Below are 26517 nucleotides of genomic sequence, written 5' to 3' on the forward strand. Positions count from 1 at the left end.
AGATAACTTTATTAAGGAGGTTAATTATGAAAAATAAGTATTACTTGTATTTATTTTTTCCAATCATAACAGGAGCATTGTCTCAACCTCTGCTCGCATACAGCTATATATTGTTGGGCGATTTTTTGGAAACGAAAAACGGAAATATATCACTGATCATAGCTTTAATTATTTGTTCTTTAACCGGGATTGGAATTTACCATTTTCTGACCGCTTATATAAAGAACAATTTTAGCCTTGAAATCAAAAAAGAAGTATTCTCAAATGTACTTCTTCAGGACTTATCCGAGACAACAAAAAAAGACTATTCGGAATATATCAATTTGTTAAACATCAAATTGGACAAGTGGAGAGACTTGTACATAACATCAATTTTAGCTGTTTTAAAAGATGTTCTTCAAACACTTTTTTTGGGACTTATTCTATTTAAAATAAATAAATTTATATTTATTTGTATGTCGATCCTACTTTTACCGCTTTTTTTGAACAATACAATCTTTCCAAAGATAATGAACAAAAAAGTTGACAAATATTTTGAACTTCAGGATAAGAAACTTGCAGAGCTTACGGATATTTTTAACGGCATAAATGTCATAAAAAACACCGGTTCGGAAAAAGTTTTTACAACTTTTATTTTTGCAACTTTTGACGAGGAAAATCGTTCGGTGCAATCTCTCTCTTTCGTAGAAAATGTGAGCGGTTTTTTTTCCAACACAAGTGTCGCCCTATCTCAAATAGGAGGGGTAATTCTAGCCTCATATCTTGTGACCTTGGATATAATATCTGTGGGTGCTTTTCTTGCTGTGCTTCAGATATCCTTCTTTTTGAATGAGCCTATTATATCGATGATCAATAATTATATAGCTATAAAATCTATGAAAAGCATTAATGAAGAGATAAGAGAATTTGTTAAGTGTGAAAAATCATATGTCTCCAATAAGTCTTCGCTTGCTTTCAAAAACATCAAATTAAATCATTTAAACTATATTTATGAGGACAAAAATGTATTTAAGGATGATATAAAAGTGGTGATCGAAAAAGGTAAAAAATATATGATCAGGGGAGAGTCGGGTTCGGGCAAAAGCACACTTGGCAAAATCCTGCTTAAAATTCTTCCCGGCTATACAGGAAGTATAACCCTAAACGATAAAGACTATGCTTCTTTTTCAGAAAGTGACATAAACTGCCTGATAGAAAATATTTGTCAAGACACATACATCTTTAATAACACACTCCGATTTAACATTGATATTTTGAGTCAATGCTCCGATGAGGAGATTCTGGAAATCATAGATAGAGTGAATTTGAATAAATTGTTAAACGATATTTCTTCTCTCGACGTTTGTATCGATATGAACAAAAGAGAAGTTTCGGGTGGTGAAAAAAGCAGAATTGCAATAGCTAGAGCTTTGGTTGCTAAAAAACAGATTGTAATAGCTGATGAAATTTTGGCTAATCTCGATGCTGAGAACTCTCTAAATATAGAAAATATCCTACTCTCATTAGAAGATATCACCCTAATTCATATTGCACATAAGCCGAATGAGAGTCTGGTTGACAAATATGATCATATTATTGAACTCTAATGAAAAAAGAAAACATAAATCGATAAAATTCAGGAGTTTTTTTCTTCTGTCAGGTGAGATACATTGCTTTGATTTAAGGAGATGCCGCATAACTCGAAAAATCAGCATAAAACCAATTTTATATGAAGGGTGAAATTCTTAAAAACATTGGTATGACAGACTTTTGTATTTTACAAAATCGAAAGAAAATCACAAACTTGCCTTTGTGAGGTGTTTTCATAGTATAAAATGTTGCAGTAGATCATTGCCCTTCACTCCATTGAAAAAAGATTATTACGAATATTCTAAAAATTTGTTCCGGAGTGTACTGTGTGGGAAATTTCAGAGAAGATATTGTTGTTTTGTACATTGGAGGATGTTATTTCAAAGAATATTGTATAGGAAATGTTTGAATTTATGTGAAAAATAAAGTATACTATAATTGTTGATAAAAGAAATTTAGATAGATATTGCACACTTAAGAAAACTCTTTGTTACAATGAGTACGTTGAGTGTCAGACGTTTTAAAAATATTGAACTTATGAGATGGATCATTCTGTCGAACCAACTTGTAACAATCAAGTTGCTGTTGTGCGATATGTTCTCGACTTTTATTGACAGTTCTTATTTAAAAACATTTTATACGGAGGTGCATTTATGGAAACTGTGAGGAAGGAAAAATTTTCCATGGGGCAAATTTTATTGTTTATCATTCCGTCCATCATCGGAGTGTTGTTGTTGATGACCCCTTTTAAAAAGGGCGCGGGTTCAACCGTAGCCGTATCGGTTATGTCAAAGGCGATCAACTCTGCAATCGGAAGCGTGGTACCGATCTACATTCTGGTTATGATCGTAATTTGTTTATCCTGCTTCTTTGCAATTATCTACAAGGTATCAAAGCCCGACTGGATCGAAAACAATTCTTTACTTAAAGAGATATCCGACATCTCGCCGTTTTGGCTGTTTGCCAGATTGGTCGGACTGGTATTAGGTTTTATGACAGCTCTACATATAGGGCCTGAAATCATTTGGGGAGAATATACGGGAGCACTGATCCTGTTTGATTTGATAGGAGGTTTGTTCACTATCTTCTTGGTAGCGGGTTTTATCCTTCCCTTCCTAACGGAGTTCGGACTTTTGGAATACATCGGAGTCTTCTTGACCACATTTATGAGACCGATATTTAATTTGCCGGGACGTTCCGCGGTAGACTGTGTGGCATCGTGGATCGGAGACGGAACCATCGGGGTAGCGCTTACAAACAAACAGTATGAAGAAGGATATTATACAGCCAGAGAAGCGGCTATTATCGCTACGACCTTCTCAGCGGTATCCATCACCTTCTGCCTCGTTGTTTTGGAAAACGTGGGTTTGACGGATTATTTCGGTCAATACTATCTGACAGTAGCGGTTGCGGGTATTGTTGCGGCGCTTATCGTTCCTCGTATCCCACCCTTGTCCATGAAGAAGGATACCAGATTGAAGGAACAGGCAAAATTGAATGCGGAAGTGATCCCGAGCGGTTTTTCCAAGCATGAGTGGGGTCTTCATCTTGCAGTTAAAAAGGCGGAAACCAATGGAAGCGTGTCGGGATATCTGAAAAATGCGGTAAGAACGGTATTGAGCATGTGGCTGTCCGTTACACCGATCATTATGGCTGCGGGTACTCTGGCTCTGATTCTGTCCGAGGCTACACCGATCTTTGATTACTTGGGAATGCCCTTCCTGCCTCTTTTGAAGTTGATGCAGGTTCCGGAAGCGGAAGCGGCAAGTGCTACGATGGTGGTAGGTTTTGCGGATATGGTCGTGCCGTCCATTCTTGCAGCAGAAATTGCAAACCCCATGACACAGTTCATCGTTGCGGCGGTTTCTGTAACACAGTTGATCTATATGTCGGAGACCGGAGCGGTTATTTTGGGCTCCAACCTTCCGGTAAACATTGTAGACTTGTTTATCCTGTTTATTGAAAGAACGTTGATTACCCTTCCGGTAGTCGTGGTGATGGCACACCTGTTCTTCTAGCGGATTTTTTTGTAGTATATAATAAAAAGGCGAAGGACTTTGGTAAAAGACCGAAGTTTCTTCGCTCTTTTTATTGACACAAAAGAAGGCTTGTGAGATAATTGTATTGAAAGATAAATTCTTTATATCAACATTCTTATCCGACGCTCTTGCATAGACTCATCATGCCTGTCTTTCGGCAAGGGATGAGATAGTGTAGTTTCATTTTTTTCATATTTCCATCATTCAAAATTTCGACTACTTCGTATAGGATTCTCTGATAAAAGTTTTATACAACATAAGTCTTAAAAACGGCAATAGCGTAGGAGGCTGTATCTGTTCTTTGGTTTTATTGTCATACTGTAACAGTATAACCCAATTAATATAAGAGAGAGTGAGGGATCTTCATTTCTCGGAGCTGATACAGGGGGTTTAATAGAAGAACATTGGAAACAATTTTAACAGGAATTGATCAACATAATGCTATGAATACGATTTTCGCCTTGAGACGATATATCAATAGGGATCGTATAAACAGATGGGCAACCCCTTACCGAATCTAATACTAAAACCGAATTAATACTACTATTCTTTTGAATAGGGGATATAAACAATCTGTGTCCCCTAGAAGACAGCATAGTTTTTCGTCATCGAAAAACAGATATGTCCATACTTCTATTGAAAAATAGTATCATACCCGAGTCCCGTGTTCAAACATACTCATACAGATAACTAGGTAATGCAACAGGTAATAATGTAAGGAGCATCAACCATAGACATATTGTAGTTGGGAAGGAGTGGATTGGATATGAAGAAACGTTCGTTATTCTTTGCTGTAATACTCGTGATATCCTTGTTTTTTAATGTTCTGTACATCCGAGATACCTACGAGCTTAAGAAGAGTGCCTTGTACGGCCTTTGTTCCGGGGTGAGCAACCTTACCGTTGCAGTGAGCGCAGTGGAGTTTGAGCTTGAGAGGGATGAGTTTCAATATGACATTATGCTCGATCATGACATAGAGACTGCGATCACTTCTATAAAACACGGGGAGTCCTTGCTCGATATCAGTGAGCCATCCTCGGAGTTGGGCGAGTTGAAGTATTATATCGCTTCGGAGTCCTCGGCACCGAAGGATAAGGAGAGGTTTCTTGAAGATATCAGGCAGATCCATTCTGCATTAAAGGAGTTGGAAGAGGCCTTACACAGAGAAAAATCCGATGAAAATTCCACGGAAGCCCCCGTGCCTGATTTCAGCTTGTCAAAGGGAGAGATTCGCCAAGCCTTCTTGGACTTTTCAAAAAAGGTCGGACCTCTTGTTGATCAAAAACGCAATTAACGTTAGTCTTGGATCTCTTTTATTTCGATAAGAAGAGGGAAATTGTGCATAAGTCGAAAGTTAGGAAAAAATCCATACAATGGCGATACCGCATAATTCAAAAAATCAACATTATACAAATGACGGAGTCTTTAAAAACTTTGATTTGAGAGGAGTTTGAGTTTTATCAGGTTCTGAGAAAAACAGAAATCCGCCTTTGTGCGGTGTTGCCGTATACAGGGAATAGTAGTATAATTCGAGCTTCGAACAAGACAAAGGCAAACACTTTGGGTGTTTGCCTTTCGCGTCAGGTCTGTGTTTAATACTATTCTCCAAGAGAAGTATGGATATATCTATTTTTTGACTACGAAAAATTGTTCTATCTTCTATTGTTCACAGATCGTTTATATCCACAACTCAAAAGAATAGTAGTATAAAATACCGAGTATACAGGATGGATTATTATCGAAAAATACTTTGGAGGATGCTATACACCAAGGTATTCAACCGGTCAACTTTAATAGATCATAGGATTACTTCTTCCTTAACATACGGAATTTTCCGGTCCGTATCTCGAAGATATAGTCCTCGGAGGAGGGCATATCGGTGCTTTGTACATCGGCTACGGTCTGTTCGATGTCGTAGGGAACCCGCACAAACTCAAGGCTGTAAGAAGAAGGTCTGTCGTCGTGCAGCTCTCCTCTTAAGATCACATAGGAAGGATCTTTGGAGTCGAGCGGATTGCCCAAACTGCCCGTATTGAAGAGGAAACGACCGTCGAAGTCCTTGAGGTAGGCGTGGTGGATGTCTCCGTAGCCGGCGATGTCCGCCTTTTTTTTGATGGAGAATTCCTCGTTCTCAAGAGAAAAGTCGAACATTTCTTCGATATGGGAAGGATCATCAAATTTGTAGAGCCTTTTGTAGACATCGAAGGGATGGGCATGGTAGAGACGTACGACCTTACCGCTCAAATAAAAGTCGAAGACCTTGGGTAGGCTGCGCAGGTAGGCCTCATTCTCTTTGCTGATCTTGTTGCGATACCAGCGGATGGGCATCTCGTCACGAGGGGAGTAGAGAAGGAAGTCGTCCCAGTTTCCGAGGACGGCCTTTGTGCAGTGGGTCCTGCACAGGTCGATGGTTTCGTTTACTGTGGGACCTTTGCCTACAAAATCCCCCAGGCAATAGATCTCGCTGATCTTTCTCTTTTCGATGTCTTCAAGCACTGCTTTAAGGGCAGGCAGGTTTCCATGGGTATCCGAAAAAACGGCGATTTCGGTCAAGCTTATCATTCTCCTTTATAATAATTGTGTTGTGATATCGGAACACGATTGAATTCTCAGGTGTAATACTATTCTTATAGAAATGCCGGGTGCATGGAATATATCATCTACGAAAAACAGTTTGTGCGATCGATTGAAAAAGCGGAAAGCGGAGCATCGCGTAGAAGAGAAGGGGGCACGCAGTGAATGACGAAGTTTGCTAAGCCGTTCCAAACGGATGAAACATATAAATCAGCTGTTTGAGCCTTAGAAAGTTCCGATGCTATGGTTCACGACTTGGTGTTCAGCTCCAAAAACGTCCTCGTTCCGTTTACACTTTCATTTACTATAAATTCCGATTTATCTCCATACCTCCCATACACCTGACATTTTAATTGGGTTTTAGTGTTAGTCGCAATGGAAAAAAGAAGCACCGATATTCTAACGCGTCGATACTGTTGTTAATTTCAACTGTACTATGAACCCTCCCATATTGCAATGGGGATACCGGATAAAAATAAAGGGAAAACCGCACAAAGGCAAATTTCTGATTTTATTCCGGTTTTTCGAGTTGTGCGGTATTGCCCAAATATCAATATGTTATCATATTATGCGGAGATGTCTCTGTTTTGAGAGCGGTACATATCGAAGTATCTCCCCTTTTTTTCCAGAAGTTGAGTATGGGTGCCTTCTTCAACAATCCTTCCCTTGTCCAGGAGATAGATGCGGTCGGCGTGCTTGATGGTGGAGAGTCGATGAGCAATGACAAAGGTGGTTCTGCCCTTCATCAGTACCTTCATTGCCTTTTGGATGATCTGCTCCGTTTCGGAGTCGATGGAGCTGGTTGCTTCATCGAGGATGAGGATCCTCGGATCCTGTGCCAAAGCTCTGGCAAAGGAGATCAGCTGCCGCTGACCGGCAGACAAGGTGGAGCCTCGTTCCACCACTTTTTCGTCGATCCCGTGCTTAAGTGTGCGAAGTACCGCTTCTCCACCGACTGCTTCCAAGGCCTTTATTGCTTCAGCTCGAGAGATATGGGTCTTGTTGAGGGTAATGTTGCTCAAGATGGTCCCCGTAAAGAGATAGGGTTCCTGCAGGACGATGCCCATTTGATCACGGATTGCTTGATCGCTGAGCTCTGCCAAGTCCATGCCGTCAATGTGTATCCTTCCCTTTTGGGGGGCATAGAATTTCAGCAGAAGGTTCATGATTGAACTTTTTCCCGAACCCGTATGGCCTACGAGGGCAACGGTCTGTCCACTCTCGGCACGGATGTTGATATCTTGAAGTACATAGTTCTCATCCTTGTAGAAGAAACTTATGTTTTCGAAGACAACCTCTCCCTTGATAGCGTTCAAACGTTCAGAACTGACATCCTTGCCTTGCATATCGATCATTTCAAAGACATGTGAGGATGCCGCACCCGAGCGAGAAAGAAGGTTGAGCTGTTCCATAATACGATGGATGTGATGGAAGAGGATACCGATATAGTCCACATAGACATAGAGCATACCCACCGAGGTGGCGGAGTTTGTCTTCAGGACTTTGTTCCCGAAGTAGTAGATCATAAGGACGAAGACCATGTTTCTCAAAGCGCTGATCGCGTTATAGGAGGTTATGATATTGAGTATGAGCATATTCATACGATGGCGAAAGCGCTCGTCGGCTGTGTGTTCAAACTCTTCTTGGGTTTTCTTCTGACTGTTGAAAGTCTGTATGATACTGATCCCTTGGATCGCTTCATTAAGCAGACCGTTGAGTTCGCTAAGTTTCGTCCTTATGGTATAGTTGTGGGGGCGGGCCTTTCTTATATAAAAGGAGAAGATGGCAACAGTCAAGGGTATGAGAAGCAGAAAGACTGCTGCAAGGCCGGGCTGGATTCGGAACATTACTGCATACACCCCTACAATATAGAGGAGGCTTGTTACGATTTGACCGAGGACTTTCACATAAAGATCCTGTACAGCTCCCGTATCATTGGTGATCTTCGAGACAATGCTTCCGGCGGGCATATTGTCAAAAAAGGAGATATGGATTCTCTGGATGTTCTCGTAGATCTGAAGTCGCATTTTACGAACGATCTTCATTGCCATGATCTGGAGTTGGATATTGCTGGCGAGTTGGAAGGAGAGTCCTGCATAATTGGCAAGGATGTAAAAACCGATCCACTTCAGTACACCGCTTTGACTTATGACCTGTTTCTTGAGTTCGTGGTCGAAGATTCTACGCACGGCAAAGGGGGCGAGAAGCTCGAAGCCGACTGCGACCAAGAGAAGGAAGAGACCCAAAAACAGGTGGAAGGAGTATGCGAAGGCATAGCTTGCAAGGCGCCTGATATCCTCTTTCGATGTCTTATGTTCTTCGTTTTGGTATTTATCCGTCATAGTTCTCTCCCTCCATCTGTTGTATTTGATATTGTTCGTTGTACCAACCGTCTTGAGATACCAAGTCGCTATGCGTACCACGCTGGGTAATCCGTCCTCCGTCCAGGACGATGATCTCATCGGCATGAGCGACGGCGGACAGTCGATGGGTCACGATGAGGGTGGTTTTTCCTCTTCGATTTTTGCGAATGTTTTCAATGATCTTGGACTCAGTCTTTGCATCCACCGCCGAAAGCGAGTCATCCATGATAAGAATATCAGGATCCTTGATCAGGGAGCGAGCGATTGAAAGTCTTTGCTTTTGTCCTCCGGAGATTGCAACGCCCCGTTCTCCGACAAGAGTGTCCAAACCTTGTGCAAAGCTTTGCACATCTTTTTCCAAGTCGGAGAGGCGCAGGCTCTCCAAGAGGGAGTCCTCGTCCGCCAGTTCATTTCCCATACGGATGTTTTCGCGTACACTCTTTGAAAACAGGATGTTTTCCTGTGACACATAACCGATATGCTCCATCAGACTTCCTTTATCGAGGTTTTGGATGGGCAGATCAGAGATGAGGAGCTCTCCTTCTCCGATCGGGTATTCTTTGAGCAGTTGTTTGATTAAGGTCGATTTTCCGCTTCCTGTCTTACCGACGATTCCCAAGGTACGCCCTCTGTCTATAACGAGGTCGATGTCGCTCAGACTGTCGATTTGGGAAGAAGGATAGCGAAAACGGTAGTTTTTGAATGAGATTCTGTCCACACAGGAATCCAACGTTTGCCTTCCCGATTGAATACGGTCATCTTTTGAGTCGAGAACCTCGTAGATCCGTTTGATTGAGGTTGCACCTCTCTGGGCGATGTTGACGAATTCTCCAATGGAGAACATCGGCCAGATCAGATAACTCAAGTAGACGTTAAACGAGATGAGACTTCCCAGAGTGATTTGTTCGTCGATGACAAGGGAGGTTCCATAGCCGATGGCGATTGCATAACTTAAGGTGGTGAACACTTTGGTTAAGGACCAAAAACTGCCGGCTAAGATCTCGGTCTTGAGTGAAGTGTCAAAGACTTCCTTGGTTGTCCGTTCAAAGTGAGCGATGCTCTGGTCTTCGAGAACATAGGAGCGAACAACGCGGATGCCGTTGATGTATTCCAGAACTTCGTCGTTCATCTTGCTGAAGACTTCCTGCTGTGTGGCAAAGAGACGGTGGATATATTTGCCGCCGTAACCGGTCACGATCGCAAAAAAGGGCAGGGGCAGGATGCTCAAGAAGGTCAACTTCCAAGAGACTGTAAAGCCCATCGCCAAGATGATGGTTCCCAGGTAGGTAATGGAGTCGCAGAAGGTCAACACGCCGACACCGAGCATCTCACTGACGGTTTCGACATCGGAGGTCGCCCTTGCCATAAGGTCTCCGGCGGAAAAGCGTTCGAAGAAGGTTCGGGGCATTCCCAATACCTTATTCATAATCAAAAGACGCAGTCGCAGATCAATGAGGATGGCGTTCTGAAAAATGTAATAGGCCCAAATACAGCCTAATCCGTACTCGGTTATCATGATTGTAATCAAGATAGCGAGTTTTTGAAAAAGTTCCGTTGCGGTAATACTGCCCTGTGAGATGCTGTCAACTGCCGAACCGATGAAGATGGGCGGCAGTATGATCAGGATGTTGAGAATCTGCAAGGACAAAATTCCCACCACATAACTTTTCCGTCGTTGCTTAAAAAACCAGTGCAATTTTTTTATTTCTGTAAACATAGATTTCCTCCATAATAGGAAGGCTTAATGAAAGTCTGTTCCTATCAAATGCGTATAAATGATTTTGTCAAGAAAATACCGTGTTGTTGCAAGACGGTTACAAAAATCGGCTTCCGAAGCCGGATACATTCGAAAAACATACTCGTTCTTTACAGATGTTATAGTAAGAACATAAACACAAGAAGCAATCCTTGAGCATCCATGAAGGCGGTTTTGTGAAATACGCATCGAAAACCTTACGGAGAAGTAAGAAGGCAATGCAAAGCGGTACAATGTTTTCAAAAGGAGGTGCTCAGGAAAAGGAAAAGCGGGAGTTTGCCTTTGTGTGATGTTTTCTCGAAATTGTTTCGGATATTTCATTATAACAAAAGAAGGGCTATAAATACAAGGATGGAAATGGCGGGGAAATACAGGCGAAAGTTCAGAATTGCCAATATATTAACGATAATAATATTTTTCAAATAAAAGGTTACGCCATACTGAAAGAGGGTAAACAAATCCTGTATCCAATATTGAAATATGATATAAAATGTATCGGAAAGGAAACAAAAGTATGAAAACAACCAACAGATGGATAATTTTGGCGGCATGTATCCTTATCAATCTCTGCCTTGGAGCGGGATATGCATGGAGTGTATTTCAAGCACCTCTGATCGAGCAATTCGGTTGGACAACGGCTCAGGCGTCTTTGGCGTTCAGTATCTCCTTTGCTATGGTACCCATAAGCATGATCATCTTCGGGGCGATGCAGGACAAGAAGGGACCCAAGTGGATTACCTTCGGAGGAGGACTTATGTTCGGTTTGGGAATGATCCTTACTTCCTTCATTACCAACCTTACCATGCTCTACATCTCTTATGGGCTTATCCTAGGTTTCGGAATCGGAATGGCTTACGGCTGTACAACATCTACAACGGTCAAGTGGTTTCCGGATAAGAAGGGGCTTGCAGGAGGACTTACGGCAGCGGGTTTCGGTTCCGGGGCGGTTCTGTTTGCACCCTTGGCAGTGCGTCTTATCCAAAAACACGGAGTGCTCTTGACGTTTCGTTACTTAGGAATCGGTCTTCTTATTGCGATTTGTCTGTCTTCTTTGCTTTTGAGTGCACCTGAGAGAAAGGCGGTCAATGTATCCGCAGATGACAAACTCAATAAAAGACCGGGACAGATTATTAAGACGGGGACTTTCTGGGGACTTTGGGTTGTGTATGTCTTCGGTTGCATCTCGGGTCTTATGATCATCGGTCACGCTTCTCCGATCGCAAAGGAATTTCTGAACTTCGATTTGGAAACGGCGACCTTTGTCGTAAGTATCGTTGCAATAAGCAATACCTTGGGCCGTATCCTTTGGGGCTTCGTATCGGACAAGATCGGTCGTTATGCGACGGTTGCCCTTATGTTCATCACTTCCTGTGTCGGTTTGGTTCTTCTTAGTATCAAAGCCGGAGCAGTCTTGGGGGTTATCGGTATTGTTTTGATCGCACTTTGCTTCGGAGGATTTTTGGGGACTTTCCCTGGAATTACCGCGGAGAACTGGGGTCCGATCTTTAACGGAAGCAATTACGGAGTAATGTTTACCGCCTACGGTTTGGCGGCGGTCGTCGGTCCCAGACTTGCAGCTCTGATCAAACAATCGGCGAATGGAGATTATACAAGGGCCTTTATTATTTCCGCCATCATGAATGTTATAGGTGCCGTTTTGATCATCGCCTTACAAAAAAAGAAGGCGGCAAAGACGGCCTAGTGTGTCGACTCTCGTAGGTTGTAACTCTACCGGCAGCTTTTTTGTAGAACCGTGTGGATACCCGGTGGGGGGCAAATATCGATATGCCGTTACACTGTTTTGACAAAAAGAGCTTGAGACGGTTTACAAAGAACAACGAATCCGATGTTTTTCGGAGACGTTGTTCTTTTTTTGGACAATTTTTTTGTGAACGAAAAAAAGAAGACTGCTGAAAATACGGATGAATGTTACGAAGCAAAAGGTTCGATATGAACATCAAGACAACAAAACAAAACTTCCAAAAATCGTTTTTCTTCTTTAAATACCATGAGAAATATTTAACCGCTTGAGTGTTGCTAGAGGGTTGTTTATTTGCTATAATAGAAATCGGAGTAATACCGGAATACATTTCACAATACGAAATACATAGACGAAGGAGGTGTTTGGATGGAGACGGCTAAAGTTACTGTTGACAGTCTGGGCGAGGCCTTAATGGTGTCCGCACTCGGACTTTCGACAGTATTTATTACACTGGTTTCTCTTGCAATTGCAGTGCTTCTTGTTTCTTGGGTTCTGCGGATACTCGGGATCGGAAAGGAGACAAATCAGGAGACACCGGTGAAGACAGCTCCGCAAGTTCCGAAAGAAGAGTTGGATGGAGAGCTTTACGCTGCAATCGTAGCGGCGATCAGTGAGGAGATGAATCTGCCTGTCGACAGATTTCAAATCGTTTCGATTCAAGAAAGCGTTTAAGTAAATTTGCAATACTATTATCATCTGTAAGTCCCGCTCCGCAGAGACGACAGCATTGCCCGAAGTGATCGGACAGATCGTAGAGTATGGCTACACAACGGGACATTTGAGAAAGAATAATAGTATAAAAACTAAACAGAAAAGGAAGGGTAAAGTATATGAAATATGTTGTTACTATTAATGGAAAAAAATATGATGTAGAGGTAGAAAAAGTAAACGCTTATAGGCCTTTGACCGTGGAGGAAGTACAATCCGGAAACATTCAGAGAACAGCTCCTGTGGCAGCACCTGCACCTGCGGCGGCACCTGTACCGACACCTGCACCTGCTCCGGCGCCTGCACCTGCAGCAGCTTCGGGAGGAGCAAATACGGTAGTAAGTCCGATGCCCGGAAACATTTTGGATGTAAGAACGGCGGTAGGCAGCAGCGTGAAAGCGGGACAGGTATTGATCATCCTGGAGGCTATGAAGATGGAAAACGAAATCGTAGCGCCGTCCGACGGTGTGGTGGAATCCATCGCGGTAAAACAAGGAGATGTAGTAGAGACGGATCAGACACTGGTAGTGTTGAAGTAGGGAGGATGCTTTTATGAACTTTTTTGAGATCATGAAGGTTATGCTACAGGAGTCCGGATTTGCTGCAATGACATTGAAGAACGGAGTTATGTTCCTCGTGTCTTTTGTTTTGATCTACCTTGCGATCCACAAAAAATTCGAGCCTCTGCTCTTGCTTCCGATTGCTTTCGGAATGCTTCTTGCAAACCTGCCTTTGGCAAACCTTATGAAAGAAGGAAGTAACGTGTATGAACACGGAGTACTTCGTGTCATTTATACGGGGATCAAGACCAATGTGTTTCCCTGCCTTATCTTTATGGGGGTCGGTGCGATGACGGACTTCGGACCCTTGATTGCAAACCCCATCAGCTTGCTCTTGGGAGCCGCTGCACAATTGGGAATCTATACCGCCTTTACCTTGGCGATTGCATCGGGAATGTTTACTGCCAATGAAGCTGCTTCCATCGCGATTATCGGCGGAGCGGACGGACCGACGTCCATCTTTACCGCTACGGCGCTTGCGCCCCATCTGGTAGCACCGATCGCAGTAGCGGCATATTCTTACATGGCGTTGATTCCTATGATTCAGCCTCCTATTATGAGGGCGTTGACAACGGAAAAGGAAAGAACGATCAAAATGGGGCAGCTCCGCAAAGTCGGCAAGATCGAGAAGATCATCTTTCCGGTAGTGGTAGTACTGTTCTGCTCTCTCTTGTTGCCTTCGGTTGCACCTCTTTTGGGGATGTTGATGCTTGGAAACCTGTTTAGAGAGTCGGGAGTTGTGGCAAGATTGTCCGATACGGCTCAAAACGCTTTGATTAACATTGTAACCATTATGCTTGGAGTTACGGTAGGGGCAACGGCAAACGGCGAGATCTTCATTCAGGCGAAGACTCTGCTCATTGTTGCTATGGGTCTGTTCGCCTTTGTCTTCTCGACGATCGGAGGAGTATTGCTTGGAAAACTTCTGTGCATTGTAACCGGAGGAAAGATCAATCCTTTGATCGGTTCGGCGGGCGTTTCGGCGGTTCCGATGGCGGCTCGTGTATCTCAGCTTGAAGGAGCCAGAGCAAATCCGACCAACTTCCTGTTGATGCATGCAATGGGACCGAATGTAGCTGGAGTTATCGGTTCGGCGGTAGCAGCGGGATTCTTCCTGTTGATATTCGGAAAGTAAAGACAAATACTTAATCAGCATGGAGACTTTCATGCTGATTAAGCTTGTAATAAAAAATATAGGTGGTAATATTATTAGTAGCAAACGATGAACATAGTGTTACATAAAACTTAAGGAGGTTTTTATTTTGAGTAAAGTTTACACACTTCAAGAAGCGATTGCAAAATTTGTAAAGAGCGGGGATCATATTTCCTTCGGAGGATTTACAACCAACAGAAAGCCTTATGCCGCAGTCTATGAAATTTTGCGTCAAGGACAAAAAGATTTTATTGTAGAAGCCGGACCTGCCGGCGGAGACTGGGATCTTCTTATCGGAGAAGGAAGGGTCAAAGCCTACATCAACTGCTATACCGCGAACTCCGGATACACAAACGTTTCCAGAAGATTTCGAAATGCCGTTGAAAAAGGAGAGATCCTGATTGAAGACTACTCCCAGGATGTTATCATGCTGATGCTTCATGCGGCTTCTTTGGGACTTCCCTACCTTCCGGTTCGACTGATGATGGGTTCGGATCTTACAAATATGTGGGGAATCAGCAAAGAAGTGAGAGAACAGATCGAGAAGTTGCCCGATGATAAGTTTGTCTATGTAGAAAATCCGTTCAAAAAAGGGGAAAAGGTTGTTGCAGTTCCCGTTCCCGAGATCGATACGGCGATTATTCACGTACAAAAGGCTTCTCCTGACGGAACCTGCTCAATCGAAGGAGACGAATTCCACGACATCGATATTGCAATTGCGGCGAAGAAGTGTATCGTTACCTGCGAAGAGCTTGTAAGTAACGAAGAGATCAGAAAAGATCCGTCCAAGAACTCCATTCCGTGCTTCGTTGTCGATGCGGTCGTTCATGTACCCAAGGGTGCACATCCTTCTCAATGCTACAACTACTATGATTATGACAAGGACTTCTTTATTGCTTACGACAAAGCGAGCAAGACCGACGAGGCTTTTAAAGAATTTGTGAACGAGTGGGTATATGGTTTGACACATGAGGAGTATCTTGACAAGTTGGGAGCGAGCAGACTGGTCAAATTGCATAATACTCCGGGACTTGGATATTCAGAAAACTTGAATAAATAAGGAGGACATGGAAATGGCGGATTACACAAATTATACAAATAAAGAGATGCAGGCGGTTACGATCGCAAAGACGATCGAAGACGGACAGATCGTTATTGTGGGAACGGGACTTCCTCTTATCGGAGCTTCCGTAGCAAAGAGATTGTTCGCGCCGAACTGCAACCTGATCGTAGAGAGCGGACTGATGGACTGTGCTCCCATCGAGGTTCCCAGAAGCGTAGGCGACAACCGATTGATGGCTCACTGTGCAGTGCAATGGCCGAATGTTCGCTTTATCGGTTTTGAGACCAACGAGTGGCTACACGATGAAAACAGGATGATCGCTTTTATCGGAGGAGCGCAGATCGATCCTTACGGAAACTTGAACTCCACTTGTATCGGAGACTATCATAATCCCAAGACGAGATTTACGGGCAGTGGCGGTGCAAACGGTATCTCCACCTTTGTAAATACGGTAATTATGATGCAACATGAGAAGAGAAGATTTATTGATAAGATAGACTATGTAACAAGCCCCGGATGGATGGATGGACCCGGAGGCCGTGAGAAGGCCGGACTTCCCGGAAATCGTGGACCCATCGCCGTTGTTACCGACAGAGGAATTATGAAATTTGATGAGACGACCAAGCGTATGTACCTTGCAGGGTATTATCCGACTTCTTCTCCGGAAGATGTTATCGAGAATACGGGCTTTGATATCGATGTATCCAGAGCAGTGCGTCTCGATGCTCCGGATCCCGAAGTAATCAAGATGATCCGCGAGGATATTGACCCCGGACAGGCGTTTATTCAAGTTCCGAAGTAAACATAACAGGAAAGAAGAAAGGAGATCATAATGGGAGAATATTCAATGAAGTCTTATTTTCAGAATATGCCGGTGGTAGGAACAGCACTTTCCGCACCCAATACGGAAAACATCAACTTGGTAAAAGCGGTGGAAGAAGAGATTCGAGCTGCGATTATGGAAGCGCAACAGGAAGGTCGTTCCGATGAGTCGCTCAACGAGTCCGGACAGTACACCGCTGCACAGAGAATTGCGATGTTGGTGGATGAAGGAACCTGGTGCCCTCTGAACAGCTTGTTCAATCCTGCGGATAACAGCGAAAAATCGACGGCGATCATCAAGGGGATCGGAAGGATTGAAGGGAAATGGGCAGTTATCGTAGCTTCCGACAATAAGAAACTTGCAGGTGCATGGATTGCGGGACAGGCGGAAAACCTCATCCGTGCCTCCGATGCTGCGAAGATTTTGGGAATTCCTCTTGTATATGTATTGAATTGTAGCGGTGTTAAGCTCAATGAGCAGGAGAAGGTATATGCAAACCGCCGTGGAGGAGGAACTCCCTTCTACCGAAATGCGGAGTTGCAACAGATGGGTATTCCGGTCATCGTAGGTATATACGGAACCAATCCCGCAGGCGGAGGATACCACAGTATCAGCCCCACCATCCTTATCGCACACAAAGATGCGAATATGGCAGTAGGCGGAGCGGGGATTCTTGGCGGAATGAATCCCAAGGGTTATATCGATCAGGAAGCTGCAGAGCAAATTGTTGAAGCAAACTTGAAATCCGGAAAACAGGCTCCTCCGGGATCGATCGGAGTACACTTTGCAGAAACGGGCTTCTTTAGAGAAGTATATGCGGAAGAAGAAGGAATTATCGAAGGAATCAAAAAATATATGAACTTCCTTCCCGCATACAACTTGGAGTTTTTCCGTGTAGATACTCCCAAACCCCCTCAGTTTTCGGCGGAAGATTTGTACTCCATCGTACCGATGAACCAAAAAAGAGCATACAACATCTATGATGTACTCGGACGTTTGTTCGATAACAGTGAATTTATGGAATACAAAAAGGGATACGGTCCCGAGATGGTAACGGGTCTTGCAAAGATGGACGGTCTTCTTGTAGGTGTCATTGCCAATACTCAGGGTCTGCTTATGAACTACCCCGAATATAAGGAAAATTCCATCGGTATCGGAGGAAAACTCTATCGTCAAGGATTGATCAAGATGAACGAATTTGTGACCTTGTGTGCAAGAGACAGAGTACCTTTGGTATGGATCCAGGATACGACGGGTATCGATGTTGGAGATGACGCGGAGCGTGCCGAACTTTTGGGTCTTGGACAGTCGTTGATCTACTCCATTGAAAATTCCGATCTGCCTCAGATCGAAATCACATTGAGAAAGGGAACCGCTGCTGCTCACTATGTACTTGGAGGACCGCAAGGAAACAACACAAACGCCTTCTCTTTGGGAACGGCTGCGACCGAGATTTACGTTATGTCGGGAGAGACTGCATCGGTTGCTATGTACTCCAGACGTTTGGTAAAAGATCATAAGGCGGGCAAAGATCTGAAACCGACCATCGATAAGATGAACGAGTTGATTCAAGATTATACCGACCGCTCCAGACCGGCTTATTGTGCAAAACACGGCATGGTCGATGAGATCATCGATATGAACCAAATCCGTAACTATATTTGGGCTTTTACCAACTCGGCTTATCAAAACCCGCGTTCCATCTGTGCGATGCATCAGATGTTGACCCCGCGTGTAATGAGAGATTTCGACACCCTACACAACAAATAAATACGAACCTTTTCTTTGTCCTGTGCCTGTGGTGCAGGACAAAGATTTGTCGAAAAACAGCTAAGAGGAAGTCTTGTTTTTCAATCAAACCTGAACCGAGCTCTATTAGTTGAAATAAGGCTCGGTTTGTGTTAGCATAAAGAAGAAGTACGATGATTCTTCACAAGAAGGTATCTTAGTTTCAAAAAAATTCGTATATACAGGAGTTAAGTATGAGTGATGCAATTTATACTATGGGGGTTGACATAGGTTCGACCGCATCCAAGAGTATTATTTTGGAAAACGGAAAAAAAATCGTAGCGACTGCGACGATCGATGTCGGAGCGGGAACATCGGGACCCTCCAGAGCGATCAAGGCAGTGCTTGAAAATGCAAACCTCAACAAGGAGGATGTCCAATATGTCGTTGCGACGGGATATGGAAGAAACACCTTGGAGGAGGCGGATTTTCAGATGTCGGAACTTTCGTGCCATGCAAAGGGAGCGTATTTTCTGTTCCCGAGGGTCCATACCATCATCGATATTGGAGGACAGGATGCAAAGGCATTGAAGATCGGAGATAACGGAATGCTTGAAAACTTCGTTATGAACGACAAGTGTGCTGCGGGTACGGGAAGATTTCTCGATGTAATCGCAAAGGTTCTGGAAGTGGATGTTAACGATTTGCAGGAACTCGATGAGAAGGCGACGAAGGAAGTGACGATCAGCTCGACTTGCACCGTTTTTGCGGAGTCGGAAGTCATATCTCAGCTTGCAAAGGGCACCAAGATTGAAGATATCGTCAGAGGGATTCATGTCTCCATCGCAAGCAGGGTGGGAAGCCTTGCGAAACGTGTCGGAGTTCGAGATGATGTTATCATGACGGGAGGAGTTGCCTTGAACAAGGGAATGGTGAGAGCCTTGGAGAAAAACATCGGCTATAAGATCCATACAAGTCCCTACTGTCAGTTGAACGGAGCACTCGGAGCCTCTCTGTTCGCATACCAGAAATATCAGAACGAAAAGAGAAAGTCCGGAAAATAAAGTGGAAGATAACGCTTAAAACAGAAGTAAGGAGGTAATGAAATGGCTAAGAAAGTATTGGAAAAAATTCCGGGGAAAACACCCAGACCGATAGAAGGACATAAACCGGCTGCGGCGATCCTGAGAGGAGTTGTAGACATGGTCTACGGTAACGCTTGGGAAGCAAAAAAGAGGGGGGAACTTGTAGGATGGAGCTCTTCCAAGTTTCCGATCGAGTTGGCGAAGGCCTTTGATTTGAACGTCGTATATCCGGAGAACCATGCAGCGACGACTGCGGCAAAGAAGGACGGGCTCAGACTCTGTCAAGCTGCTGAAGACATGGGATATGACAATGATATTTGCGGATATGCAAGAATCAGTTTGGCATATGCGGCAGGGGAACCTACCGATGCAAGAAAGATGCCTCAGCCTGACTTTCTGCTCTGCTGCAACAACATCTGTAATATGATGACCAAGTGGTATGAAAATATCGCAAGGATGCACAACATTCCTTTGATTATGATTGACATTCCCTTCTCCAACACGGTGGATACTCCGGAGGAGAAAGTGGATTATCTGATCGGACAGTTCGACTATGCAATCAAGCAGTTGGAAGAACTCACGGGTAAGAAGTTCGATGAACAGAAGTTTGAGCAGGCTTGTCAAAGAGCCAACCGAACCGCGGCAGCTTGGCTTAAGGCATGTTCCTATATGTCTTACAAACCTTCTCCGCTCAGCGGTTTCGACTTGTTCAATCACATGGCGGACATCGTTGCTGCAAGGTGTGAAGAAGAAGCGGCGATCGGATTTGAACTTTTGGCGGAGGAGTTTGAACAATCCGTCAAGGAGAACACCTCCACTTGGGAATATCCGGAGGAGCACAGGATCCTGTTTGAGGGGATTCCATGTTGGCCCGGACTTCGTCCTCTGTTTGAACCTCTGAAAAACAGCGGGGTCAATGTAACAGCCGTCGTATATGCACCTGCCTTCGGTTTCAGATATGAAAACATCCGAGAAATGGCTGCGGCTTATTGTAAGGCACCGTGTTCGGTATGTATTGAAACGGGTGTTGAGTGGCGTGAGACCATGGCGAAGGAGAACGGTATCAGCGGAGCGCTTGTAAACTACAACCGCAGCTGTAAACCTTGGAGCGGAGCTATGCCCGAAATTGAACGAAGATGGAAGGAAGACCTCGGTATTCCCGTGGTACATTTTGACGGAGACCAGGCGGATGAGAGAAACTTCTCCACAGAGCAGTATAATACGAGGGTACAAGGCTTGGTTGAGATCATGGAAGAGAGAAAGGCCGATCGCATTGAAAAAGGCGAAGAGATCTATACCAACTTTGAAAACACGAAAGAAACCGATTGGTCGAAACCGACTATCTAAGGGGAGGGTAGAACTATGAGTGAAGTAAGAGAACTACTGGAACAATTCAAACACTATGCGAGCCATCCGAGAGAGCAACTGGACAAGTACTTGGCACAGGGCAAGAAGGCTGTAGGGATATTTCCTTATTATGCCCCCGAGGAGATTGTACATGCGGGGGGGATGGTACCTTTTGGAGTGTGGGGAGGACAAGGTCCTATCGAAAAGGCAAAGGAGTACTTCCCGACTTTTTACTATTCCTTGGCACTCAGATGTTTGGAGATGGCGCTGGACGGAAGCCTGGATGGACTTTCCGCCTCGATGATTACAACTTTGGACGACACATTGAGACCTTTTTCTCAAAACTATAAGGTAAGTGCAGGCCGAAAAATCCCCATGGTGTTTTTGAACCACGGACAACATAGAAAAGAAGACTTCGGAAAAATCTACAATGCGAGGATCTTTGCAAAGGCGAAGAAGGAATTGGAAGAGATCTGCGAAGTGGAAATCACTGATGAGAACCTTAAGAAGACCTTTGAAATCTACAACGAAAACAGGGCGGAGAAGAGAAGGTTTATCAAGTTGGTCGGTGACCATGCACAGACCGTGAGAGCATCCGACAGATGTTATGTGCTCAAAAGTTCTTACTTTATGTTGAAGGAAGAACATACTGCTTTGCTCAAGGAGCTCAACGACAAGTTGGAGGCAATGCCCAAGGAAGAGTGGAACGGCGCAAGGGTCGTAACCAGCGGAATTATTGCAGACAATCCCGGTTTGCTTGAAGTGTTTGATAAATATGACATCTGTGTTGTTGCGGATGATGTAGCACATGAATCCAGAGGACTGAAAGTCGATATCGATCTTTCGATTGAGGATCCTATGATGGCTTTGGCGGATCAATTCGCCAGGATGGATGAAGATCCCATCCTCTACGATCCGGATATTACCAAGAGACCTAAGTATGTGGTGGATTTGGCGAAGGACAACGATGCGGATGGCTGTCTGCTCTTTATGATGAACTTTAACGATACCGAAGAAATGGAATATCCTTCCTTGAAGCAAGCCTTCGAAGCGGAAGGAATCCCGTTGATCAAAATGGGATACGATCAACAGATGGTGGACTTCGGACAGGTAAAAACACAGCTCGAGACCTTTAATGAGATCGTTCAAATGAACCGATTTTAGTGTATTGACGGAAGAAGTACAGTAAAAGAAAATTGCCCTCGGACGCTTGGCATCCGGGGGCTTTTTGTGTATAGGAAACCCCTTCCGACAGGGAAGGGGCGGTTAATACTATTCTTCCTTTGAATTGTAGATATAAACAATCTTTGATCCATAGAAGATAAAGCGATTTTTCGTGGGTTGAAAAACAGATATATCCATACTTCTATTGGAAAACAGTATAAATTAAACTCTGTTTACAAAAGTGTTGGGTTCAAAGGCCTTGGCATGAAGGTCTTCCACGGAGGAAGGTACATCTACCTCGTGAATATTGTTTTTCAGAAAGGCATACATATTGATCTTCTTTACGGAAGAAGGAATCTTTACTTCAGTCAAAGAATTTTTGTAGAAAGAAGAGGTATCCAAGACTTCCACAGTCTCCGGCAGGTCGATGGACTCCAACTCGTTCAAAGCAAACGCACTTGGAGCGATTACCTTCTCTTTGCCACCGAAACTTACCTTGGTCAGCTTGTTGCGATAGAAAGCAAAACCGTCGATTACTTCCAAGGCTTCGGGAAGGACAACTTCCCTGAGGTTACAGACACCGAACGCATCGTAGCCTATGTATTCCACTGTCTTAGGGATGACGACGGAAGTGAGCTTTCTTCGATAGAAGGCATTCTCGCCTATTTTTTTTACAGGAAGACCGTCCGGGGTAAACTCGGGAATGATCATATCCGTCAAGCCTTCGGTTTTTACCTTATCCTTTCCTTTTTTCGTCATGCCTTTAAGTTCGTCGCCTTTAAAAATAAAATCATCATACTCCCATACGTTATTCATTAGAACTACCTCCAATTCAATTTATTTTCAATGGATATATTATAACATATTAAGTCAAAACTTATAAGCGGGATTAGTCTAAAACGGAAATATATTTTATTCTTTCTACAGATGAAGGTGTTGTGAGTATCCCAGGTTTTGAGAGAGACTTCGACCTGCATGGACGACAAGTTCCTGCAAAACGGGTACGGTGGCTTTCTTGATCGAGGAAGTCGGGGCGATAATCCCGATTGAAGCGACGATCCTTCCATTGGAATCAAAGACGGGTGCTCCGATACCGAAACCGTTCTTGATATAATCTCCTTTTGAAACAGCAAATCCCTTGGTGCGGATCTCTTTCAACTCGGCAAGCAGTGCTTCCTTATCAAAGGCGGAGTGAGAGGGAGAGGCGCTCAAACCGTGCTCCATATATTCACAGATAAATTCATCGCTCTGGTAGGCAAGAAGGACCTTTCGCATAGCACCCCAGTGCAGGTCCACTTCGTAGCCGAAAGTTTCGACGACTTTGAGATTGTTCGGTCCCTCGGCTTTTTCCACCACATAGCCCTTGTAACCGGCGAGGATGACCAAAAAAGCATCTTCGTGGCTCTTTGAGGACAGTTCACGCAAGATGGGCTTGGAAGCATCCCTCAGATGGACATTGTGGGTGGCTGCCTTTCCCAAGGGGATGAGAGCGGGTCCCAGCTTATAGAGGTGAGAGAATTCGTCCTTAGTCACATAATTCAACTCACAAAAAGTTTTTAAAATCCTATGGACGGTGCTGGGAGGAAGGTTCAAGGTTTCCGAAAGTTCGGCAATCGAGTAGCTTCGATCGGGAAAACCCATTGCTTCCAATAATTCCATAGCACGTTGAAGACTCTGGATCATATAAGTACCTCTTTTCATTAATCTATCTTTAAGTATAGCACTTCGTTCCATGATACGCAACGCATTTCGAAACGAAGATCAGTGTAATACTATTACCTGCTGTATTATCCGGTTATCTGTATGAGCATGTTTCAACACAGGACTCGGGTGTGATACTACTATTCTTTTAAATCTACAACTCAAAGGAAGAATAGTATTAGTTCCGTTTGCACTTTCATTTACTATAAGTTCCGATTTATCTCTCTACCTCCCATACACCTGACATTTTAATTGGGTTTTAGGGCAATGCCGCACAAATGCAAAATTTTGATTTTCTTATGGAGTTGTAAAAAATAGAATTCTGTCAAATCAATGCGTTTAAGAGATTCATCATCCCTTTAAAAGTGATGTTACGATGATTTTTTGAATTATGCGGTGTTTTCTTAGTATAAGTAAGGATAGGAAGAGAGGATGTCCTGTACAACCATTGAGCAACTTCAAATTTTTGAAGCGGAGTGAGCAGTGATGGAGGTAGAGGAAAAGGGGTAAAAATAAAAATTGGATAAAAGAAATTCGGGTATGATAAAATAGAAAGGGAAGTTCAAAGAGGATAATAAGTCCGGATCCGAATGAACGGGGATTCGAGTTCTTGCATTTAAGAGAAACAGAATGAGAGGAGATAAGAGGATGACGAAGAAGGAGATTTATTTGGCGGGAGGCTGCTTCTGGGGAGTAGAAGCCTTTTTTTCACGGATGATAGGGGTGATCTCGACACAGGTCGGATATGCAAACGGAAGAGGAGAAGATACCGATTATCACAGGATCAAGGAAACCGGTCACAGTGAAACGGTTCATCTGGTCTATGATAGCGACAGGATCGGGCTTGCAGAGTTGTTGGAGAGGTATTTCACGATCATTGATCCTACCTCGGTAAACAAGCAGGGAGCGGATGTCGGCACCCAATATCGAACGGGAATCTACTATGTGGATGAGGATGCTCTCCCCGTTATCGACAGTGTGATGAAAAAGAAGGGGGAAGAGATATCCAAGCCGATTGCGGTCGAAGTCGAGAAGCTTCGAAACTTTGTGCGTGCGGAAGAGTATCATCAAAGATACTTGGAAAAACACCCCGGAGGGTATTGTCATGTCAATCTCTCCAATATCCCGGGGGAGAAACCCAAGATCAAGCCGGAGGATTATAAGGTAATGACAGAGGACGAAAAACGACAAACTCTTTCGGAGCTGGAGTATAGGGTTACGCAGAACTCTGCGACCGAGGCTCCGTTTCAAAACGAATACCACGACCGTTTCGAAAAGGGGATTTATGTGGATATTACCAGTGGAGAGCCGCTCTTCCTGTCCGATGACAAGTTTGATTCGGGTTGCGGATGGCCGGCCTTCTCCAGGCCGATCGAGGAGTCATCAATCCAATATGTGGAAGACAACAGCTTCAATATGCGTCGCGTAGAGGTAAGGACCAAACACAGCGATTCTCATCTGGGACATGTGTTTTCGGACGGACCCGAGGAGCTTGGTGGATTGAGGTTTTGTATCAACAGTGCTTCTCTGCGTTTCATTCCCTATGAAAGGATGGATGAGGAAGGATACGGAAAATGGAAGACATTGTTGGAAGACTAGGAGACAGAACTCTTATGTGGGGGATTTCCCTAAAAACAATTGACATCTATTCTCGAACGTGATATAGTGAGTGTGTAAATAAAATAATATGTTTCTTCAGGGCAGGGTGAAATTCCCGACCGGCGGTAAAGTCCGCGAGTTCAAACGAACTGAACCTGTGTAATTCAGGTACCGACAGTAAAGTCTGGATGGGAGAAGATTTCTATTCATAGCGATGTGTATTTGATGTGCCCGAGGATATTTTCTCGGGCATTTGTTTTGTTCACATCTCATAGAAATTTCTCAGGTATGAAAATCAAACTATTAGGAGGAATTTGTATGGAACAAGTACTTAGGAAATCAAAGGGACAGGTATTTACGACGAACGAGATGGTCAAGATATCGATTTTGGGTGTGCTCTCCTACCTCATTATGTTTGTTGAGTTCCCTCTTCCGTTATTTCCGCCGTTTTTGAAGATGGATTTTTCGGATTTGCCTGCTATCATCGGAGGATTTGCACTCGGTCCCGTAGCCGGAATCACGATTGAGTTGATCAAAAATCTTCTTCATTTTGTAACCAAAACTACTACGGGAGGAATTGGAGAGATCGGTAATTTTGCCGTAGGAGGAGCGTTTGTTGTCATGAGCAGTTATATTTATAAAAAGAGCCACACAAAAAAAGGGGCGGTTCTCGCACTGTTCTCGGCAATCCTGTCCATGACTCTTGTAGGTGCCATTATGAATGCGGTTGTATTGTTGCCGTTCTACGCACAATTTATGGGAGGAATGGAAGGGCTGATTGCCATGGGGCAGGGGATCAACTCTCATGTTAACGGGGTATGGAGTTTTGCCTTTCTGATTATGTCTCCGTTCAATGTTATTAAAGGGATCATACTTTCTTCGATCACATTGTTTATGTATAAAAAAGTATCGCCTTTGATCAAGAGGTAGAAAGACTTGTTTGGACCCATATATACCGATACGGATGTTTCGTATCGGTGTTTTTTTTGAGAAAAAACAGGAAGTTCGGGACCGTGTCAAAGGTTGTCTTTACTTGAACCTTAGAAGCGGTATAAGGATACTGATACTATTACCTGGTTAAATTCCGATTTATCTCTATACATCCCATACACTTGACATTTTAATTGGATTCTAGTATGAGTCATCTTTCCGCTGTTTCCCGGAAAACACAAACTCTCTTAAGCAAATACGGTGAGGAATGTATTTATCCGATTATTCCTCTTACTGTGTCTGAATGAGATAGACAATAGAAAAAATGAGTTTCAATAAGAAACGAACATACAAGGCGAAAGAGGAAGAAATACCGTGGCAGATGAAGAGGAGTATTGATTTAAAACAAATATAAATATTAAAAAACAATTATAAATAAAAATGTAGAAAACAGAGCTGTGATGTTTGAAATCACCAAAAATAATTATTAAATATAGAGTTGCTTTTTATATTATCCCGTCTTTGACAGTTTTAGAATCGAAAAACCCACCAAACACATTGCAACTAAATGTATTGGCGGGTTTTGTTTTTTA

General features: G+C 43.6%; 20 protein-coding genes and 1 riboswitch. Of the genes, 15 read left to right on the forward strand and 5 right to left on the reverse strand.

Annotation, left to right across the window (positions count from 1 at the left end; all coding sequences use genetic code 11):
* Positions 1-26: 26 nt before the first annotated feature.
* The 3 genes from ACFO4R_RS08540 (at position 27) to ACFO4R_RS08550 (ending at position 4902) form a co-directional block, all read left to right on the forward strand.
* A complete protein-coding gene (locus ACFO4R_RS08540) occupies positions 27-1586 on the forward strand; it encodes an ATP-binding cassette domain-containing protein (RefSeq protein WP_379788667.1) in 1560 nt (519 codons plus the stop codon).
* Positions 1587-2222: 636 nt separating this feature from the next.
* Complete coding sequence (locus tag ACFO4R_RS08545) at positions 2223-3587, forward strand: YjiH family protein (RefSeq protein ID WP_379788669.1); 1365 nt, start codon at positions 2223-2225, stop codon at positions 3585-3587.
* 787 nt (positions 3588-4374) lie between these two features.
* On the forward strand, positions 4375-4902 hold the full coding sequence (locus tag ACFO4R_RS08550) for a hypothetical protein (RefSeq protein WP_379788670.1): 528 nt from the start codon (positions 4375-4377) through the stop codon (positions 4900-4902).
* A gap of 512 nt (positions 4903-5414) precedes the next feature.
* Here ACFO4R_RS08550 and ACFO4R_RS08555 read toward each other — a convergent pair.
* The 3 genes from ACFO4R_RS08555 to ACFO4R_RS08565 all read right to left on the reverse strand — a co-directional run bounded on the left by ACFO4R_RS08555 (position 5415) and on the right by ACFO4R_RS08565 (position 10262).
* Positions 5415-6170, reverse strand: a complete 756-nt coding sequence (locus ACFO4R_RS08555; RefSeq protein WP_379788671.1) for a metallophosphoesterase family protein — start codon at positions 6168-6170, stop codon at positions 5415-5417.
* A gap of 578 nt (positions 6171-6748) precedes the next feature.
* Positions 6749-8524, reverse strand: coding sequence for an ABC transporter ATP-binding protein (locus ACFO4R_RS08560; RefSeq protein ID WP_379788673.1), 1776 nt, complete (start codon positions 8522-8524; stop codon positions 6749-6751).
* Positions 8514-10262: an ABC transporter ATP-binding protein gene (locus ACFO4R_RS08565; RefSeq protein WP_379788674.1), complete on the reverse strand. Its 1749-nt coding sequence runs from the start codon at positions 10260-10262 to the stop codon at positions 8514-8516. Before ACFO4R_RS08565 ends, ACFO4R_RS08560 begins: the two co-directional genes overlap by 11 nt.
* Positions 10263-10815: 553 nt before the next feature.
* On the opposite strand from ACFO4R_RS08565, the gene ACFO4R_RS08570 reads away from it, so the two are divergent.
* The 10 genes from ACFO4R_RS08570 to ACFO4R_RS08615 all read left to right on the forward strand — a co-directional run bounded on the left by ACFO4R_RS08570 (position 10816) and on the right by ACFO4R_RS08615 (position 21694).
* Positions 10816-12003, forward strand: a complete 1188-nt coding sequence (locus ACFO4R_RS08570) for an L-lactate MFS transporter (RefSeq protein ID WP_379788675.1) — start codon at positions 10816-10818, stop codon at positions 12001-12003.
* A gap of 426 nt (positions 12004-12429) precedes the next feature.
* Positions 12430-12735, forward strand: a complete 306-nt coding sequence (locus ACFO4R_RS08575) for an OadG family protein (protein WP_379788676.1) — start codon at positions 12430-12432, stop codon at positions 12733-12735.
* 158 nt (positions 12736-12893) lie between these two features.
* Positions 12894-13310, forward strand: a complete 417-nt coding sequence (locus tag ACFO4R_RS08580) for a biotin/lipoyl-containing protein (RefSeq protein WP_379788677.1) — start codon at positions 12894-12896, stop codon at positions 13308-13310.
* 13 nt (positions 13311-13323) lie between these two features.
* Complete coding sequence (locus ACFO4R_RS08585; RefSeq protein WP_379788678.1) at positions 13324-14466, forward strand: sodium ion-translocating decarboxylase subunit beta; 1143 nt, start codon at positions 13324-13326, stop codon at positions 14464-14466.
* A 127-nt stretch (positions 14467-14593) separates the two neighbouring features.
* Positions 14594-15544: a glutaconate CoA-transferase subunit A gene (gene gctA, locus ACFO4R_RS08590; RefSeq protein ID WP_379788679.1), complete on the forward strand. Its 951-nt coding sequence runs from the start codon at positions 14594-14596 to the stop codon at positions 15542-15544.
* A 13-nt stretch (positions 15545-15557) separates the two neighbouring features.
* Positions 15558-16349 carry a glutaconate CoA-transferase subunit B gene (gene gctB / locus ACFO4R_RS08595; RefSeq protein ID WP_379788680.1) on the forward strand — a complete coding sequence of 264 codons (792 nt, stop codon included), beginning with the start codon at positions 15558-15560 and terminating at the stop codon, positions 16347-16349.
* 45 nt (positions 16350-16394) lie between these two features.
* Positions 16395-18140 (forward strand): acyl-CoA carboxylase subunit beta, encoded by a 1746-nt coding sequence (locus ACFO4R_RS08600; protein ID WP_379788681.1) that lies wholly within the window; start codon positions 16395-16397, stop codon positions 18138-18140.
* Positions 18141-18352: 212 nt separating this feature from the next.
* Complete coding sequence (locus ACFO4R_RS08605; protein WP_379788682.1) at positions 18353-19162, forward strand: acyl-CoA dehydratase activase; 810 nt, start codon at positions 18353-18355, stop codon at positions 19160-19162.
* 42 nt (positions 19163-19204) lie between these two features.
* Positions 19205-20530, forward strand: coding sequence for a 2-hydroxyacyl-CoA dehydratase subunit D (locus ACFO4R_RS08610; protein WP_379788683.1), 1326 nt, complete (start codon positions 19205-19207; stop codon positions 20528-20530).
* A 15-nt stretch (positions 20531-20545) separates the two neighbouring features.
* A complete protein-coding gene (locus ACFO4R_RS08615) occupies positions 20546-21694 on the forward strand; it encodes a 2-hydroxyacyl-CoA dehydratase subunit D (RefSeq protein ID WP_379788685.1) in 1149 nt (382 codons plus the stop codon).
* 222 nt (positions 21695-21916) lie between these two features.
* Here ACFO4R_RS08615 and ACFO4R_RS08620 read toward each other — a convergent pair whose 3' ends face one another.
* Positions 21917-22510, reverse strand: a complete 594-nt coding sequence (locus tag ACFO4R_RS08620) for a leucine-rich repeat domain-containing protein (protein ID WP_379788686.1) — start codon at positions 22508-22510, stop codon at positions 21917-21919.
* Between the two features lie 105 nt (positions 22511-22615).
* Positions 22616-23377 (reverse strand): IclR family transcriptional regulator, encoded by a 762-nt coding sequence (locus tag ACFO4R_RS08625; protein ID WP_379788687.1) that lies wholly within the window; start codon positions 23375-23377, stop codon positions 22616-22618.
* A gap of 666 nt (positions 23378-24043) precedes the next feature.
* Between ACFO4R_RS08625 and msrB the strand changes: the two genes are divergently transcribed.
* A complete protein-coding gene (msrB, locus tag ACFO4R_RS08630; RefSeq protein ID WP_379788688.1) occupies positions 24044-24994 on the forward strand; it encodes a peptide-methionine (R)-S-oxide reductase MsrB in 951 nt (316 codons plus the stop codon).
* An 88-nt stretch (positions 24995-25082) separates the two neighbouring features.
* Positions 25083-25198: riboswitch (FMN riboswitch) on the forward strand.
* Positions 25199-25312: 114 nt separating this feature from the next.
* Positions 25313-25924 carry an ECF transporter S component gene (locus tag ACFO4R_RS08635; protein ID WP_379788689.1) on the forward strand — a complete coding sequence of 204 codons (612 nt, stop codon included), beginning with the start codon at positions 25313-25315 and terminating at the stop codon, positions 25922-25924.
* Positions 25925-26517 lie beyond the last annotated feature (593 nt).

Source organism: Filifactor villosus (genome assembly GCF_042652965.1).
Taxonomy (GTDB): domain Bacteria; phylum Bacillota; class Clostridia; order Peptostreptococcales; family Filifactoraceae; genus Filifactor; species Filifactor villosus.

What these genes read in the sequence shown, in the direction of transcription:
- ACFO4R_RS08585 (WP_379788678.1), top strand. Translation starts at nt 13,324, where the DNA reads ATGAACTTTTTTGAGATCATGAAGGTTATGCTACAGGAGTCCGGATTT.
- msrB (WP_379788688.1), top strand. Translation starts at nt 24,044, where the DNA reads ATGACGAAGAAGGAGATTTATTTGGCGGGAGGCTGCTTCTGGGGAGTA.
- gctB (WP_379788680.1), top strand. Translation starts at nt 15,558, where the DNA reads ATGGCGGATTACACAAATTATACAAATAAAGAGATGCAGGCGGTTACG.
- ACFO4R_RS08620 (WP_379788686.1), bottom strand. Translation starts at nt 22,510, where the DNA reads ATGAATAACGTATGGGAGTATGATGATTTTATTTTTAAAGGCGACGAA.
- ACFO4R_RS08550 (WP_379788670.1), top strand. Translation starts at nt 4,375, where the DNA reads ATGAAGAAACGTTCGTTATTCTTTGCTGTAATACTCGTGATATCCTTG.
- ACFO4R_RS08635 (WP_379788689.1), top strand. Translation starts at nt 25,313, where the DNA reads ATGGAACAAGTACTTAGGAAATCAAAGGGACAGGTATTTACGACGAAC.
- ACFO4R_RS08560 (WP_379788673.1), bottom strand. Translation starts at nt 8,524, where the DNA reads ATGACGGATAAATACCAAAACGAAGAACATAAGACATCGAAAGAGGAT.
- ACFO4R_RS08545 (WP_379788669.1), top strand. Translation starts at nt 2,223, where the DNA reads ATGGAAACTGTGAGGAAGGAAAAATTTTCCATGGGGCAAATTTTATTG.
- ACFO4R_RS08565 (WP_379788674.1), bottom strand. Translation starts at nt 10,262, where the DNA reads ATGTTTACAGAAATAAAAAAATTGCACTGGTTTTTTAAGCAACGACGG.
- ACFO4R_RS08580 (WP_379788677.1), top strand. Translation starts at nt 12,894, where the DNA reads ATGAAATATGTTGTTACTATTAATGGAAAAAAATATGATGTAGAGGTA.
- ACFO4R_RS08570 (WP_379788675.1), top strand. Translation starts at nt 10,816, where the DNA reads ATGAAAACAACCAACAGATGGATAATTTTGGCGGCATGTATCCTTATC.
- ACFO4R_RS08600 (WP_379788681.1), top strand. Translation starts at nt 16,395, where the DNA reads ATGAAGTCTTATTTTCAGAATATGCCGGTGGTAGGAACAGCACTTTCC.
- ACFO4R_RS08540 (WP_379788667.1), top strand. Translation starts at nt 27, where the DNA reads ATGAAAAATAAGTATTACTTGTATTTATTTTTTCCAATCATAACAGGA.
- ACFO4R_RS08625 (WP_379788687.1), bottom strand. Translation starts at nt 23,377, where the DNA reads ATGATCCAGAGTCTTCAACGTGCTATGGAATTATTGGAAGCAATGGGT.
- ACFO4R_RS08575 (WP_379788676.1), top strand. Translation starts at nt 12,430, where the DNA reads ATGGAGACGGCTAAAGTTACTGTTGACAGTCTGGGCGAGGCCTTAATG.
- ACFO4R_RS08555 (WP_379788671.1), bottom strand. Translation starts at nt 6,170, where the DNA reads ATGATAAGCTTGACCGAAATCGCCGTTTTTTCGGATACCCATGGAAAC.
- ACFO4R_RS08610 (WP_379788683.1), top strand. Translation starts at nt 19,205, where the DNA reads ATGGCTAAGAAAGTATTGGAAAAAATTCCGGGGAAAACACCCAGACCG.
- ACFO4R_RS08605 (WP_379788682.1), top strand. Translation starts at nt 18,353, where the DNA reads ATGAGTGATGCAATTTATACTATGGGGGTTGACATAGGTTCGACCGCA.
- ACFO4R_RS08615 (WP_379788685.1), top strand. Translation starts at nt 20,546, where the DNA reads ATGAGTGAAGTAAGAGAACTACTGGAACAATTCAAACACTATGCGAGC.